Here is a 13,204-nt window from a genome sequence, read left to right as displayed (position 1 = left end):
CCGTCGCGGTCTCGCCGATATTCCCGCACCGAAGAGGCGGCCGACGGCGCCCGGCGCGAGCAGGCCGGACTCGCCGATTGCCCGGGTTCACCAGGACCGGCGCGAGCACCGGCTCGGCGTCGCTGTCATGCGTACTCGGCGGCCGGCGCGACGGACGGGTCCTGCACGCGGGTCGCGGTGGCCTCGATCCACTCCGAGCTGTCGAGTCCGTGCCGGGACAACTCGCCGCCGCGCACTGCCCGCTCGCAGCGTCGTGCCAGCTCACGCCGGTCCAGCCCCGGGTACTCGAGTGGTTCGAGCACGATCTCTGCGGTGATCCCCGAGGAGCGCAGCACCCGCAGCGCCGAATCGAGGAACGAATCGGCGCCGACGAAGCCGGGGACGGTGCACTGGGCGCCGTGCCGGTCCAGATAGCGCAGGCGGATCGGCTGCACGAAGGCGCCCGCGTCGACGGCTGCCTGGAAGAAGGCGGGCCGCAGGCTGCCGTAGGCGCGACCGCACCAGGTCGTGCCCTCGGGGAACACCGCGACCGTCTCGCCGGTCGCCAGCCGCTGAGCTACTCGTTCGACGGTGGCGGGCAGGGCGCGCAGTCGCTCGCGTTCGATCGGGACGACCTTCATCAGCCGGGCGAGCGGGCCGAGCACCGGCCAGTCGACCAGGTCGGCGCGGGCCACGAAGCCCATCGGCCGTACCGCCACCAGCGCGAGCACATCGGTCCAGCCGACATGGCCGACGACGACGAGCACCCCGGCCGAACGCGGCGCCTGCTGAGGAACGCGCCGGTCCACCACCTTCAGGCTCATGCCGAGGCAACTCAGCGCGGCGTGGGCATAGCCGCGCCGCATCCGGTCGCGAACGACCGGCGGCGTCGCCACATGCGCCAGCGGGTAGCTCGTCAACAGTCCGGCGAGGCCGGCGACGCGGGCGATCACCCGCAGTGCGCCGACCCGCGCGGTGGGTTCGATGCAGGCGGGTCCGCAAGGGCTCGACGGCATCCACGCGTGCCCGAGCGCGTTCCCCGGAAGCCGGGCACTCGAGGGCGTCGCGCCCGCCACGCGCTCGGCGCCGCGACGCCGGTCGACAGCGGACTGCTCGGCAGAAGCCCGGTAGGCGGGGCGCTGCGCGCTGTCGGCCGGAGCGTCGACAGACGGGTTCGCGGTGCGCACTGTGTCGAACATGGCGAGACGTCCTTACCGGCCCGTGTCCAGGGCCGTCGCGGCGCCCTGCAGGCGCTCCAGGTACCGGGTGTCGACGGTGTCCATGCCGAGCAGCGCGACGAAGTCCGCGACCCCGAAATCCGGATCGTGCGCGGGTTCGCCGCAGATCTGCGCGCCCAGGCGCAGGTAGCCGCGCATCAGCGGCGGGAGCTTAGGGCGGGCGGGGGCGGGCAGTTCGTCGAGGGGACGACCGTCGACGACCACAGGCCGGAAGGGCCGGACCCGCAACTCCGGCGCCACGACATGCTTGGCCAGCAGCAGATCCCGCACGCCGCGCACATTGTGGCCCGCCGGGTCGCCGGGTTGTTCCTGCATCGGCACCGAGACGCAGCCCATCACCTGTTCATAGCCGGTGAGCTGGATGTAGTGCAGGATGCCCGCCCACATGAGGGTGAGCACCGAGCCGTTGCGGTGCTCGGGCACCACGCAGGCGCGGCCCATCTCCACGATGCGCCTGCCGTGCGGATCCAGCTGCGCCAGATCGAATTCGGTGGCGGTGTAGTACCCGCCCGCCGCGACGGCCTTGTCCGGCGGCAACATCCGGTAGCAGCCGACGAACTCGCCGCTGCGCTCGTCGCGGACCAGCAGATGGTCGCAGTGCTCGTCGAAACGGTCCGCGTCCAGGCCGGTTCCGTCGTCGGCGATGACGAATCCCGGTTCGTTGGCGAACACCCCGTAGCGCAAACGCTGGGCCGCTTCGCGATGCTCGGCGTCGGAGGCGACGACCAGCGCGTACCGCGAGCGCGGCGCGCCGGATTCCGCCGGGCCTGCCGGGGCTGTCAGCACAGACGTAACAGTCATGTCCCTGATGAAGCCAGGCCGACACTGCGATGGGGCGACCTCGAAGTGTCGCCCGAATGCCCGTTCGGTGAACGAGACCGAGGTCACACCCGCTGTTCACCGCGACGTCGCGAACCATTCGCGCCGACGCGGCGAACGCGTGACCCGAACGGCCGCTACGCGGCCGTGATCCGAACAGCCGCTACGCGGCGATGGGTGTGCGTTCCTCGGTCCGCTCGGCCTGCCGCTCCACCTCGTCGAAGCCGGGGCGTCCGGTACCGATGAAGGCGATCAGCCACGAGGCGACCGCGGCGAACCGGTTGCGGAAGCCGACCAGATAGAACAGATGCACCGCCAGCCACATGAACCAGGCGATGACGCCGCGGAAGCTGATGCTCTCGTTGAGCTTCGCGACCGCGCTGAACCGGCTGATCACCGCCATGCTGCCCTTGTCCCAATAGACGAAGGGGGTGCCGGGCCGGATCTTGCGGCGGATGATGTCGGCGGCGTGACGGCCTTCCTGCATGGCCACCGGCGACTGGCCGGGGTAGCCGTTGAGCGAGGTCATGTCGCCGATGGCGTAGATGTCGGCGTAGCCGCCCACGGTCAGATCCGGGTTGATCAACAGCCGTCCCGCACGATCGGTTTCGGCGCCGGTCACCTCGGCCAGCAGCTTCGCGAAGCCACCCGCCTGCACACCGGCCGACCACACCACCGTCTCGGCGGCGATCGTGCGCTCGGCGCCCGACTTGTCCTTGACGGTGACCGCACCGGGTTCGATATCGGTGACGAAGGTGTCCAGCAGCACATCGACACCGCCCTCGGTCAACGACTTCTTCGCGTATTCCGACAGCCCGCCGCCGAACGGCGGCAGCACCGCGCCCGCGCCCTCGACCAGGGTTACCGAAACCTTCTGGTGGAAATGCCTTTTCGCGAGCTCGGTGAGCTGGCCGGCCACCTCGACGCCGGTCGCGCCCGCGCCGACGACCACGAAACTCAGCAGCCGGTCCCTGGTCTCCGGGTCGGCCTTCGCGGCCTCGGTGAATACCCGTTCGATCTGCGCGCGCAGCAGCTTCGCGTCGTCGATGGTCTTGAGCGAGTAGGTCTTCTCGGCGAAATCGTCGCGGCCGAAGTAGGACTGCGACGCGCCGGTCGCCGCGATCAGCGAGCCGTAACGGATGCGGCGGACGCCCTGCTCGGTGCGGTAGGTCAGCACGGCGGCGTCGGGATCGATGCCGATCACGGTGCCGTGGCGGGTCTCACCGTTGTCGTGCCTGCGCAGGATCCGCTCGATCGGCGGGGCGATCTCCTCCGCGCCCAGCACACCGGTGGCGACCTGGTACAGCAGCGGCTGGAAAAGGTGCTCGCGGGTACTCGAGATCAGGACGTACTCGACCCCCGACTTCGCCAGCTGCTTGGCGGCGGCGAGCCCGCCGAACCCCGACCCGACAATGACCACATCTTTGTACTCGAGCACTCCGGCCCCCATAGCTTCCACGGTAACGACGTTGTTCATCACTTTCCTCCTCTGTCATGACAAACCGTTATCCGGAACTCGAATATTTCAGGGGTCAGGGCGCATAATTCAGATGACTCTTATCTGACTTGCTCATGAATGGAGATCGAAGTGGAGCTTCGGCAGCTCACGTACTTCGTCGCGGTATGCGAGGAGCTCAGTTTCAGCAGGGCAGCGGCCCGCTGCTTCATCTCGCAGTCGGCGATCAGTCACCAGATCGCCCGTCTCGAACACGACCTCGGGGTGCAGCTCTTCGAGCGCTCGACCCGATCGGTGGTGCCGACCGACGCGAGCACAAGATTACTACCACTGGCCAAGCAAATGCTCAGCCTGGAGTCGGCCATCCGGGCCGCGGTGCGCACCACCAGTCCGCGAATCCGGCTGGCCGCCAACATGTCCTTCGCCACCCGCTCGCTGTCGGCCATCGCCCGCGCCCGCGCCGCGCATCCCGACGCGGAGATCGAATTCGTCATCAAGCCGTTCCGTCAGCGCATCTCCGCGGTGGCCGACGGCGACTGCGATCTGGCGCTGATCCGCGGCAGCGTCCGGCAACCCGGTATCGACGTCGAGCAACTCTGGGTCGAGGACCTCATGCTCGCCACCGCCCCCGAACACCCCCTCGCCGGCCGCACCGACGTCACCCTCACCGAACTCGGCGCCTACCCCCTGCTACTACCCCCGGAGTCCGAACAGGTTCTGCTGCACAACGTCGTGCGCGCCGCCTTCGCCGACCTCCCCGTCGGCCCCACCTTCGGCCCGCCCATCCCACCCGACCACACCGCGACGATGGAACTGATCAACCACCCCGATGCCTGGACCATCCTCTACGCCAACAGTCCCACCGACGGCATCGCCACCGTCGAACTCGCCGACCACCCGCTGCGCATCCCGGTATCCGCCGTCCTGCGCACCGACGCCCGCCGCTCCCCCATCCTCAGCACCCTCCTCGACGGCCTCCACACCGCTTGACCTTTCGCCAGGTACGCGACGCTCACACACACCTCGAATCAGGAGAACTAATCCAACCATAGGATCTATGATTAATTTATGAGCGATGCCATGACCACCGTCTCCGTCCCCCGATCCCTACGCGACCGTCTCGCCGCCATCCGGCCGGGCAAGATGTCGGACACCATCGCAATACTCCTCGACGACTACGACCGGCGCCGCAATGCCGAGCGAATGGCTTTCGAGGAGCGCATGGCCGCCGCGCAGGCGAATAGCGCAGCCCGGGCCACCGGCGCAGCGTTCGCACAGCATTTGATAGACCTGGCAGCCGCCCAGGACGCCATCCGGTGACCGGCTATGTGCTCGACAACACCGTCCTGACCGCCTTCGCCCAAGGCGACGATCATGTAGCGAACACCTTGGCAGCGCTGGACGAGAACAGCATCCGGCTGTCCGTGCCGATTCTCGAACTGGCGACCGCCCAGGCCGGTCTGTCCGACGACCAGGCCGCGAGCATCGCCGGCTTGGTCACCCATCTGCCCGCAATCGAACTCGACGTCCTCGACGGCACCGACCCGGCCCGGGAACTCGCCCACGCAGCCGCATGGATCATCGACCCGCCCGATCTGGCGGCCGCGCACACCTCCGCTGTCGCCCATCGCCTGGACTGGGCGATACTCACCCTCGATCCGACCCGCTGGGAAGCGGTGAACATTCAACTGCCGTGGAAACCACGGATCATTCAACTCGCCGAACCACCCGACGGCGCCTGACAGGGTCGACGGATACCGAAATGCCCGGTCGGAGTAGGTACTCCGGCCGGGCGTATCGAGAGCTGTTCGCGGCATCCCCGCGGGGGGGCTCAGCCCTTGTGCGACTTGACCGCTTCGGTCAGCTGCGGGGCGACATTGAACAGGTCGCCGACGATGCCGTAGTCCGCGATCTCGAAGATCGGGGCTTCCTCGTCCTTGTTGACCGCCACGATGGTCTTGGAGGTCTGCATACCGGCGCGGTGCTGGATGGCGCCGGAGATGCCGAGGGCGATGTACAGCTGCGGGGAGACCGTCTTACCGGTCTGACCGACCTGGAACTGGCCCGGGTAGTAGCCGGAGTCGACGGCGGCGCGGGAAGCGCCGACGGCGGCGCCGAGCGAGTCGGCCAGCGCCTCGACGACGGCGAAGTTGTCGGCGGAACCGACGCCGCGGCCACCGGAGACGACGATGTTCGCCTCGGTGAGCTCGGGACGGTCACCGGCGACGACCGGCTCGCGCGAGGTCACCTTGACGACGCCCTCTTCCTGCGCGGGAACCTCGACGGCTACCTTCTCGCCCGCGCCTGCCTGCGCGACGGCCTCGACGGCGCCGGGACGCACCGAGATGACCGGCACGTCGCCGTTGGCCTTGGCCTCGACGGTGAACGCGCCACCGAAGATGGAGTGGATGGCCGAGCCGTCGGCGTTCACGCCGATGACGTCGATGAGCAGGCCGGAGCCGATGCGGGCGGCGAGGCGGCCCGACACCTCCTTGCCCTCGGCGGAGGCGGCCACGATCACGGCGGCCGGGGAGACCGACTCCACCAGGCCGGCGAGCACGTCGACCTTGGGGGTGACCAGGTAGTTCTCCACGTCGTCGGACTCGGCGACGTAGATCTTCTCGGCGCCCGCGGCGGCCAGCGCGTCGGCGACCTTGTCGGCCTCGCCGGGCACGCCCAGCACGACGGCGGCCGGGGTGCCCAGGGTGCGGGCGGCGGTGAGCAGTTCGGTGCTGACCTTCTTGATCGCACCGTCGGCGTGCTCGACGAGCACGAGTACTTCAGCCATTGTGTTTTTCTCCTAGGAAGTCTTCAGTCCGAATGGGGCGCGGATCAGATGATCTTCTGGCCGACCAGGTACTGAGCGATCTTGGTGCCGCCGTCGCCCTCGTCCGCGATCTTCTCGCCCGCGGTGCGCGGGGGCTTCGGAGTCGAGGAGGTGACGGTGGTGCCCGCGTTCTCCACACCCACGGTGGACGCGTCCACGCCGAGGTCGGCGAGGGTGAAGACCTGAACTTCCTTCTTCTTGGCGGCCATGATGCCCTTGAAGGAGGGGAAACGCGGCTCGTTGATCTTCTCGGTGACCGAGACGATCGCGGGGAGAGTGGCCTCCAGCTTGAAGACGCCCTCGTCGGTCTCGCGCTCGCCGGTGATCTTGTCGCCGTCGACGGTCAGCTTGCGCAGATGGGTCAGCTGCGGCAGGCCCAGGTACTCGGCGATGATCGCCGGGATCGCGCCCGCGCGGCCGTCGGTGGCCTCGTTACCGGCGATGACCAGCTCGACGCCCTCGACCTGGCCGAGCGCCGAAGCCAGCACCCAGGCGGTCTGCACGGCGTCGGAGCCGTGGATGGCCGGATCGTTGATGTGGATGGCCTTGTCAGCGCCCATGGACAGCGCCTTGCGGATGGCCTCGGTGGCGCGGTCGGGACCGGCTGCCAGCACGGTGACCTCGCCGCCCTGCGCCTCCTTGATCAGCAGCGCTTCCTCGACGGCGCGCTCGTTGATCTCGTCGAGGACGGCGTCGGCGGCCTCGCGGTCCAGGGTGTAGTCCCCGTCGGACAGCTTGCGCTCGGACCACGTGTCGGGAACCTGCTTGATGAGTACGACGATGTTCGGCATCGGTGTTCGTCGACCTCCTGTTCTGGGGCGGATGGGGGCGGCGCACGAACCAAGCCGTACGTCCACTCGGGTAGCTCGGCAGGTGACACTACCCTACGTTAAGTTACTCGTGGGTAACTTACCTGTCGAGGCGTCGCGAAGGCGGTCCGGGCGAGCCGGGGACCAACCCCTACCAGTAACGTCGACGGGATGAGCGAGGCTGTGATCCCTGCCGCACTGGGCGACGACGAGATCATCCCCGGGACGGACGACACCGCGAGGCCGGACGACACCTTGAGGCCGGACGACACCGCGCGGCCGGACGACACCCCGCGGCCGGACGACACAACGGTCACCGGCACCGAGACGTTGCCACTGACCGGCGAGCGCACAGTGCCCGGCATCGCCGAGGAGAACTACTGGTTCCGCAGGCACGAGGTCGTCTACGCCCGGCTGCTGGACCGCTGTGCAGGAAAGACCGTGCTCGAGGCCGGATCCGGCGAGGGCTACGGCGCGGACATGATCTCGGGCGTCGCCGCGAAGGTGACCGGGCTCGACTACGACGAGAGCGCGGTGGCCCACGTGCGCGCCCGCTACCCGCGCGTGGAGATGATCCAGGGCAACCTCGCCGACCTGCCGCTGGCCGACGAGTCGGTCGACGTGGTCGTGAATTTCCAAGTGATCGAACATCTTTGGGATCAGAGCCAGTTCCTGCGCGAGTGCCTGCGGGTGCTGCGCCCCGGTGGCGAGCTGCTGATCAGCACGCCGAACCGGATCACCTTCTCCCCTGGCCGCGACACCCCGCTCAACCCCTTCCACACTCGCGAGCTCGATGCCGCCGAGCTGGACGAACTGCTGGTCGACGCCGGCTTCCGGGTGGAACTGATGACCGGCGTGCACCACGGCGAGACGCTGCGCGCTCTCGACGCCAAGCACGGTGGCTCGTTCATCGACGCGCAGATCCAGCGGGCGCTGGCCGGTGAACCCTGGCCCGCCGAGCTCACCGCCGACGTGGCCGCGGTGCGTGTCGAGGACTTCGACCTGCGCACCGACGACATCGACGCCAGCCTGGATCTGGTCGCGATCGCGGTGAAACCAGGGAAGTGACAGTGGGATCAGCACGCGCACAACAGGTTCCCGGCCAGTTCACCCTGGTCCTGCATTCCCACCTGCCCTGGCTGGCCCATCACGGGCGCTGGCCGGTGGGCGAAGAATGGCTCTACCAATCCTGGGCGGCCACCTACCTTCCCGTCGTCGAAGCCCTGAGAACACTTGCCGCGGAAGGACGTTCGCACCTGCTGACGCTGGGCATCACGCCGGTGCTGGCCGCCCAGCTCGACGACCCGCACTGCCTGGCGGGCATGCACCACTGGCTGGGCAACTGGCAGTTGCGCGCCGACGAGGCCGCCGCGGCGGGCAATGTCGCGCTCGGCCGTCACGAGCACCGGCTGGCCGCGGCGGCGCTGCGCGAATTCGAGCAGAACTGGCGGCACGGCGCGGCGCCGGTGTGGCGGCAGCTCGTGGACGCGGAGACCGTCGAACTGCTCGGCGGGCCGCTGGCGCACCCGTTCCAGCCCTTGCTCGACCCGCGTCTGCGCGCGTTCCAGCTGGACGAGGGCTTGGCCGACGCGCAGCACCGCTGGGGTACCAGGCCGACCGGCATCTGGGCTCCCGAATGCGGCTACACCCCCGGCATGGAGAGCGGGTACGCCGCCGCGGGAGTGACGCATTTCATGGTCGACGGCCCCGCACTGCGCGGCGACAGCAGCCTGGGACGTCCGGTGCGTGATTCCGACGTGATCGCGTTCGGGCGCGATCTGCACGTCAGCTATCGCGTCTGGTCGCCGAAATCCGGCTACCCCGGCCATGCGGCCTACCGTGATTTCCATCACTACGACCACGCGACCGGTCTCAAACCCGCGCGCGTCACGGGCAAGACGGTCGCCGGGCCGGACAAGGCGCCCTACGATCCCGAGCTCGCCGCCGCCGCGATCACCCGCGATGTGGACGACTTCGTGGCGACGGTGCGCGAACGCCTGATCGCGGAGTCCGAGCGGATCGGGCGCCCCGCGCTCGTGGTGGCCGCGTTCGACACCGAACTGTTCGGGCACTGGTGGCACGAGGGGCCGCAGTGGCTGGCGCAGGTGCTGCGCGCGCTGCCCGAGGCCGGGGTCACCGTCGGCACGCTGGCCGATGCCAGGACCCGTGGTTACGTGGGCGAACCCGTGCCGCTGGCCGATTCCTCGTGGGGTTCGGGCAAGGACTGGCGGGTGTGGGCCGGTGACCAGGTCGGTGATCTGGTCGCGCTCAACGACGAGATCGTCCGGCTCGCCCTCGACACCGTCGACAAGATGCGCGCCGACGCCGCCGAGGGGCCGTCGCTGCGCGATCCGGTGGCCGACCAATTGCTGCGCGAGGCCGTCCTCACCGTCTCCAGCGACTGGGCGTTCATGGTGAGCAAGGATTCCGCGGCCGGTTACGCGCGCGATCGCGCCCACCAGCACGCACACGCGGTCCGCGAGATAGCCGCCGCAGTCGGCGCCGGACAGCTCGCCAAAGCACAGCAGTTGGCGGCAAGATGGGGCACAGCCGACGGCTTCTTCCCCGGGTTGGACGCGCGTCGGCTGCCCGAGGTCGACGCGGCAGCCGTGGGGGCCGCTGTCCGCGGTCCGCGAACCGAGTTCGCCGGTGCGCCGGGCTGTGACTCGGAAGGACTGGCATGAAGATCTTGATGGTGTCCTGGGAGTACCCACCCGTCGTGGTGGGTGGTCTCGGTAGGCATGTGCATCACCTCGCGGTCGAGCTGGCCGCCGCCGGGCACGAGGTCGTGGTGCTGGCCCGCAGGCCCACCGGCACCGATCCGTCCACCCACCCCACCCATTCGTTCATCGAGGACGGCGTGCTGGTGGTCGCGGTGGCCGAGGACCCGCCCGCCTTCGACTTCGGCGAGGACATGCTGGCCTGGACCCTGGCGATGGGCCACGCCATGGTGCGCGCGGGCATCGGCCTGCGCACGCCGGGCATCGGCGAGGGCTGGATACCGGATGTGGTGCACGCGCACGACTGGCTGGTCGCCCATCCGGCCATCGCGCTGGCCGAGTTCTACGACGTGCCGCTGGTGTCGACCATCCACGCCACCGAAGCGGGCAGGCACAGCGGCTGGGTCGCGGGCCGGGTCAACAAGCAGGTGCACTCGGTGGAGTGGTGGCTGGCCAACGAGTCCGACGCGCTGATCACCTGCTCGTCGTCGATGCAGGACGAGGTCGAGCGGCTCTACGGAGCCGAGCGCACACCGATCACGGTGATCCGCAACGGCATCGATGTCGGCGCGTGGACCTACCGGCCGCGACCGCCGCGCACCGGCCCGCCGCGGCTGCTCTACGTCGGGCGACTGGAGTACGAGAAGGGCGTGCAGGACGCGATCGCCGCGCTGCCGCGCATCCGGCGCGCGCATCCCGGCACGACGCTGACCGTCGCAGGCATCGGCACCCAGTTCGAATGGCTGCGTGAGCGCGCCCGCGTGCACCGGGTCGCGCGCGCGGTGAGCTTCGCCGGGCAGCTCGATCACACCGGCCTGCTCGGCTGGCTGCACGGCGCCGACGCGATCGTGTTGCCCAGCCGCTACGAGCCGTTCGGCATCGTCGCGCTCGAGGCCGCCGCGGCGGGCACCCCGCTGGTCACCTCCACCGCGGGCGGGCTGGGCGAGGCCGTGATCGACGGGGTCACCGGCGCCTCGTTCGAACCGGCCGACGTCGACGGACTGGTGGAGGCCGTGGTCGCCACCCTCGATGATCCCGAGGCCGCGCAACAGCGCGCGCTCGCCGCCCGCGAACGGCTCACCGCCGATTTCGCCTGGGACGTCGTGGCCGCCGAGACCGCGCAGGTGTACTCCTCGGCCAAGCGCCGGGTACGCAATCCACTTGGCCGCCCGGTCATCGCGGAACGGCCGCTGCCCGAACGGGATCCGAACAACCCCGTCTAGACCGGACGCGCTCGCCGGCTGGACAGGTCGCCGGGCCTTCCAGCCCGGTCGCTCGAGCCATCCAGCCGGGTCACCGGGCTTCCCGGGTGCGGTTTCCGGGCCGGAAGGCTCAGTCGCCGGGCTCGGCCGCAGGGCTCAGTGGGGTCGGAAGCCCGGCCGCAGGGCTCAGTGACCGGGCTGGAAAGCGAAGATCTCGCCGATCCTGGTCGCGACGACGACCTCGCCCTCGGGGCCGATCGAGGTACCCGCGGTGGTGCCCTCGGCGCCGGGCAGCACATCGGAGTCGATGGTGTCGCCGCTGGCGGTGTCGAAGGTGATCAGGTTGAGGCCCGCGCCGATGGCCGCGGTGGTGTAACCGACTCCGCCCGCGGTCTGGACCGGCAGCCCGCGCAGCGCCAGATCCTTGCGTTCCCAAGCGGTCTCGACCACGTCACCGGTGTCGCGCAGCGCCATCAGATGACCCTTGTCACCGGCCGGGATGATCAGGCCGTCGGCGGAGACCGAAATCGCGCCGCTCGGCGTGAACGGCAGCTTCTGCACCCAGCGGGTGCTGCCGTCCTCGGTGTTCAGCGCGATCAGGCGGCCGCTGTTGTCGCCCACGTAGACGGTCTCGGCGTCGGCCGACAGCGCGGGGCTGGTCGCGCTGCCCTCGACGAGGACCTTGGCGCTCCACTCCCGGTGGATGCGCTGGTCGGCATAGCGCAGCGCGGCGAGTTCGGCCCCGGGCTCACCGGGCTGCCAGACCGTGACGAAGAAGCGCCCGGTCTCCGCGTCGACGGCCGAGACGGTGGCGACCGGACACTGCGGGCCACCCGCGCCGCAGTCGTCGAGGCCCTGCCCGGAGGCGGGCCGGGTCAGATCGGGATACTCCAGGAAGTCGGGCTCGCCGAGCAGTTGGGTGGTCGGAACCACGCGTTTGCCGGTCTGGCGCTCGAGCACGTCGATCTGGCCGGACTGGGTGATGGTGAGCACGTGGCTGTCACCGGTGAACTGCACCGAGACCGGGACGCCCGCGACCGGTGTCCGCCAGCGCGGCTGGCCCATCAGGTTGTAGGAGTTCACCGCGCCGTCGTCACCGAAGTAGACGTTGGTGTGGCTGTCGACCAGTGTCGGCGAGGATACGGCGCTGGGGCCCAGGCGATCACAGAAACGCTTACGGCCGGTAGGCATCTGCAGCGACAGGATCGCGCAGCCGCCTGCGGTGCGGGTGGTCACGAACAGCTGACTGTCGGGGCCGACGGTGGCCGGCTGGGCGATGGGCCCGCCGACCGGCCGCGACCAGCTCAGATCCAGCTGCCGCGCACCGGTCACGGGGCCGGCGCCGGAATTGCGCCCGTCGTAATGGACAGCGGGCCAGCCTTCGCCCGAGCCCGCGGTGATGTCGTCGACGCCGGTGCCGCATCCGGAGAGCACGACCGCGCCGAGGGCGGCGATCGCGGTCAGCGCGCGTGGGGATTTCGGGACATTGCGCGTGGACGACGCGCGCACCCAACCGGTTCGCACCTGCTGATCTCCCCTCTCCGACGACGGCCGCACGCAAGACTAGCGCGTGACCGCCGCTCGCCGAGCGCCGCACGGCGTCTCCTGCCACCGTCAGACCGTGGTGGCGGATTCCCCGGTGGCGCCCCGTCGCACAGCCAGGATCTCGTCGCGCTCACGCAGATAGGCGACCTGCCTGGCGACCTCGTCCTGGAGGGTCGCGCCGTCGGACTCGTCGGCGACATAGGCGCCGCCGGCGAGCACGGTGATCGCGGCGCCGGCGATCCAGGCGACCCAGCCCGCCGCGGTACCGGCGAAGCCGCCGACCCACGGAGTCAGGAACAGCACGAAACCGACGACAGACAACGCCCAGTGGTCCTTGGTGGGGTCACGGGCGATGAGCGACCACATCGCGTACACCGCCGTCATCGCCCCCAAGCCGATGGTGGCCGCCGCACTCACCGGGTTCGTCGCGGCCCAGGCCGGAGTGGCGGCGGTGACCACCCCCAGCGTCAGGGCGGCTCCTCCGACGACGTTGCTGCTGATCCTCATGTCCACGCTCCCTTCTACGACCGGCCGCGCGTGGCGCCGTCGATGAACGATACGATACGTGTAGCGTAGCAGTGCGCGTGAATATTCCCCGGGTGTCACACC

General features: G+C 69.7%; 13 protein-coding genes. 6 read left to right on the top strand and 7 right to left on the bottom strand.

The window, feature by feature from the left end; all coding sequences use genetic code 11:
• Positions 1 to 125: 125 nt before the first annotated feature.
• The 3 genes from NS3_RS21145 to NS3_RS21135 form a co-directional block, all read right to left on the bottom strand.
• Positions 126 to 1,178 (bottom strand): lysophospholipid acyltransferase family protein, encoded by a 1,053-nt coding sequence (locus tag NS3_RS21145; RefSeq protein WP_245649727.1) that lies wholly within the window; start codon positions 1,176 to 1,178, stop codon positions 126 to 128.
• 12 nt (positions 1,179 to 1,190) lie between these two features.
• Positions 1,191 to 2,018, bottom strand: a complete 828-nt coding sequence (locus NS3_RS21140) for a GNAT family N-acetyltransferase (RefSeq protein WP_067862433.1) — start codon at positions 2,016 to 2,018, stop codon at positions 1,191 to 1,193.
• 181 nt (positions 2,019 to 2,199) lie between these two features.
• Complete coding sequence (locus NS3_RS21135) at positions 2,200 to 3,513, bottom strand: NAD(P)/FAD-dependent oxidoreductase (RefSeq protein WP_067862431.1); 1,314 nt, start codon at positions 3,511 to 3,513, stop codon at positions 2,200 to 2,202.
• Positions 3,514 to 3,624: 111 nt separating this feature from the next.
• Here NS3_RS21135 and NS3_RS21130 point away from each other — a divergent pair, with 111 nt between their 5' ends.
• The 3 genes from NS3_RS21130 (at position 3,625) to NS3_RS21120 (ending at position 5,234) form a co-directional block, all read left to right on the top strand.
• A complete protein-coding gene (locus tag NS3_RS21130) occupies positions 3,625 to 4,482 on the top strand; it encodes a LysR family transcriptional regulator (protein ID WP_067862429.1) in 858 nt (285 codons plus the stop codon).
• Between the two features lie 78 nt (positions 4,483 to 4,560).
• Positions 4,561 to 4,812, top strand: a complete 252-nt coding sequence (locus NS3_RS21125; RefSeq protein ID WP_067862427.1) for a hypothetical protein — start codon at positions 4,561 to 4,563, stop codon at positions 4,810 to 4,812.
• A complete protein-coding gene (locus NS3_RS21120) occupies positions 4,809 to 5,234 on the top strand; it encodes a hypothetical protein (protein ID WP_067862425.1) in 426 nt (141 codons plus the stop codon). Before NS3_RS21125 ends, NS3_RS21120 begins: the two co-directional genes overlap by 4 nt.
• Positions 5,235 to 5,323: 89 nt before the next feature.
• Here the strand turns inward: NS3_RS21120 and NS3_RS21115 are convergent, their stop codons facing one another.
• Both NS3_RS21115 and NS3_RS21110 read right to left on the bottom strand, forming a co-directional pair.
• Positions 5,324 to 6,280, bottom strand: coding sequence for an electron transfer flavoprotein subunit alpha/FixB family protein (locus tag NS3_RS21115; RefSeq protein ID WP_067862423.1), 957 nt, complete (start codon positions 6,278 to 6,280; stop codon positions 5,324 to 5,326).
• Between the two features lie 44 nt (positions 6,281 to 6,324).
• Positions 6,325 to 7,110: an electron transfer flavoprotein subunit beta/FixA family protein gene (locus NS3_RS21110; protein WP_067862420.1), complete on the bottom strand. Its 786-nt coding sequence runs from the start codon at positions 7,108 to 7,110 to the stop codon at positions 6,325 to 6,327.
• Positions 7,111 to 7,299: 189 nt separating this feature from the next.
• Here NS3_RS21110 and NS3_RS21105 point away from each other — a divergent pair, with 189 nt between their 5' ends.
• From NS3_RS21105 to NS3_RS21095, 3 genes are read left to right on the top strand one after another with little or no spacing between them, the layout of a single operon-like run.
• Complete coding sequence (locus NS3_RS21105) at positions 7,300 to 8,196, top strand: class I SAM-dependent methyltransferase (protein ID WP_084495801.1); 897 nt, start codon at positions 7,300 to 7,302, stop codon at positions 8,194 to 8,196.
• 2 nt (positions 8,197 to 8,198) lie between these two features.
• Positions 8,199 to 9,812 (top strand): 1,4-alpha-glucan branching protein domain-containing protein, encoded by a 1,614-nt coding sequence (locus NS3_RS21100; RefSeq protein ID WP_373865331.1) that lies wholly within the window; start codon positions 8,199 to 8,201, stop codon positions 9,810 to 9,812.
• Positions 9,809 to 11,071 (top strand): glycosyltransferase family 4 protein, encoded by a 1,263-nt coding sequence (locus NS3_RS21095; RefSeq protein WP_067862416.1) that lies wholly within the window; start codon positions 9,809 to 9,811, stop codon positions 11,069 to 11,071. The genes NS3_RS21100 and NS3_RS21095 overlap by 4 nt, the downstream gene beginning before the upstream one ends.
• A 165-nt stretch (positions 11,072 to 11,236) precedes the next feature.
• Here the strand turns inward: NS3_RS21095 and NS3_RS21090 are convergent, their stop codons facing one another.
• Positions 11,237 to 12,574, bottom strand: a complete 1,338-nt coding sequence (locus tag NS3_RS21090; protein ID WP_245649726.1) for an outer membrane protein assembly factor BamB family protein — start codon at positions 12,572 to 12,574, stop codon at positions 11,237 to 11,239.
• A 90-nt stretch (positions 12,575 to 12,664) separates the two neighbouring features.
• Entirely contained in the window at positions 12,665 to 13,102 is a 438-nt protein-coding gene (locus NS3_RS21085; RefSeq protein WP_174550500.1) for an SPW repeat domain-containing protein, read from the bottom strand.
• Positions 13,103 to 13,204 lie beyond the last annotated feature (102 nt).

This window comes from Nocardia shimofusensis NBRC 100134 (genome assembly GCF_001613125.1).
Taxonomy (GTDB): Bacteria; Actinomycetota; Actinomycetes; order Mycobacteriales; family Mycobacteriaceae; genus Nocardia; species Nocardia shimofusensis.
The sequence above is the reverse complement of the archived record's forward strand: the minus strand, read 5'-3'. Positions and strand labels throughout refer to the sequence as shown.

What these genes read in the sequence shown, in the direction of transcription:
- NS3_RS21145 (WP_245649727.1), bottom strand. Translation starts at nt 1,178, where the DNA reads ATGTTCGACACAGTGCGCACCGCGAACCCGTCTGTCGACGCTCCGGCC.
- NS3_RS21140 (WP_067862433.1), bottom strand. Translation starts at nt 2,018, where the DNA reads ATGACTGTTACGTCTGTGCTGACAGCCCCGGCAGGCCCGGCGGAATCC.
- NS3_RS21135 (WP_067862431.1), bottom strand. Translation starts at nt 3,513, where the DNA reads ATGAACAACGTCGTTACCGTGGAAGCTATGGGGGCCGGAGTGCTCGAG.
- NS3_RS21125 (WP_067862427.1), top strand. Translation starts at nt 4,561, where the DNA reads ATGAGCGATGCCATGACCACCGTCTCCGTCCCCCGATCCCTACGCGAC.
- NS3_RS21115 (WP_067862423.1), bottom strand. Translation starts at nt 6,280, where the DNA reads ATGGCTGAAGTACTCGTGCTCGTCGAGCACGCCGACGGTGCGATCAAG.
- NS3_RS21110 (WP_067862420.1), bottom strand. Translation starts at nt 7,110, where the DNA reads ATGCCGAACATCGTCGTACTCATCAAGCAGGTTCCCGACACGTGGTCC.
- NS3_RS21105 (WP_084495801.1), top strand. Translation starts at nt 7,300, where the DNA reads ATGAGCGAGGCTGTGATCCCTGCCGCACTGGGCGACGACGAGATCATC.
- NS3_RS21095 (WP_067862416.1), top strand. Translation starts at nt 9,809, where the DNA reads ATGAAGATCTTGATGGTGTCCTGGGAGTACCCACCCGTCGTGGTGGGT.
- NS3_RS21085 (WP_174550500.1), bottom strand. Translation starts at nt 13,102, where the DNA reads ATGAGGATCAGCAGCAACGTCGTCGGAGGAGCCGCCCTGACGCTGGGG.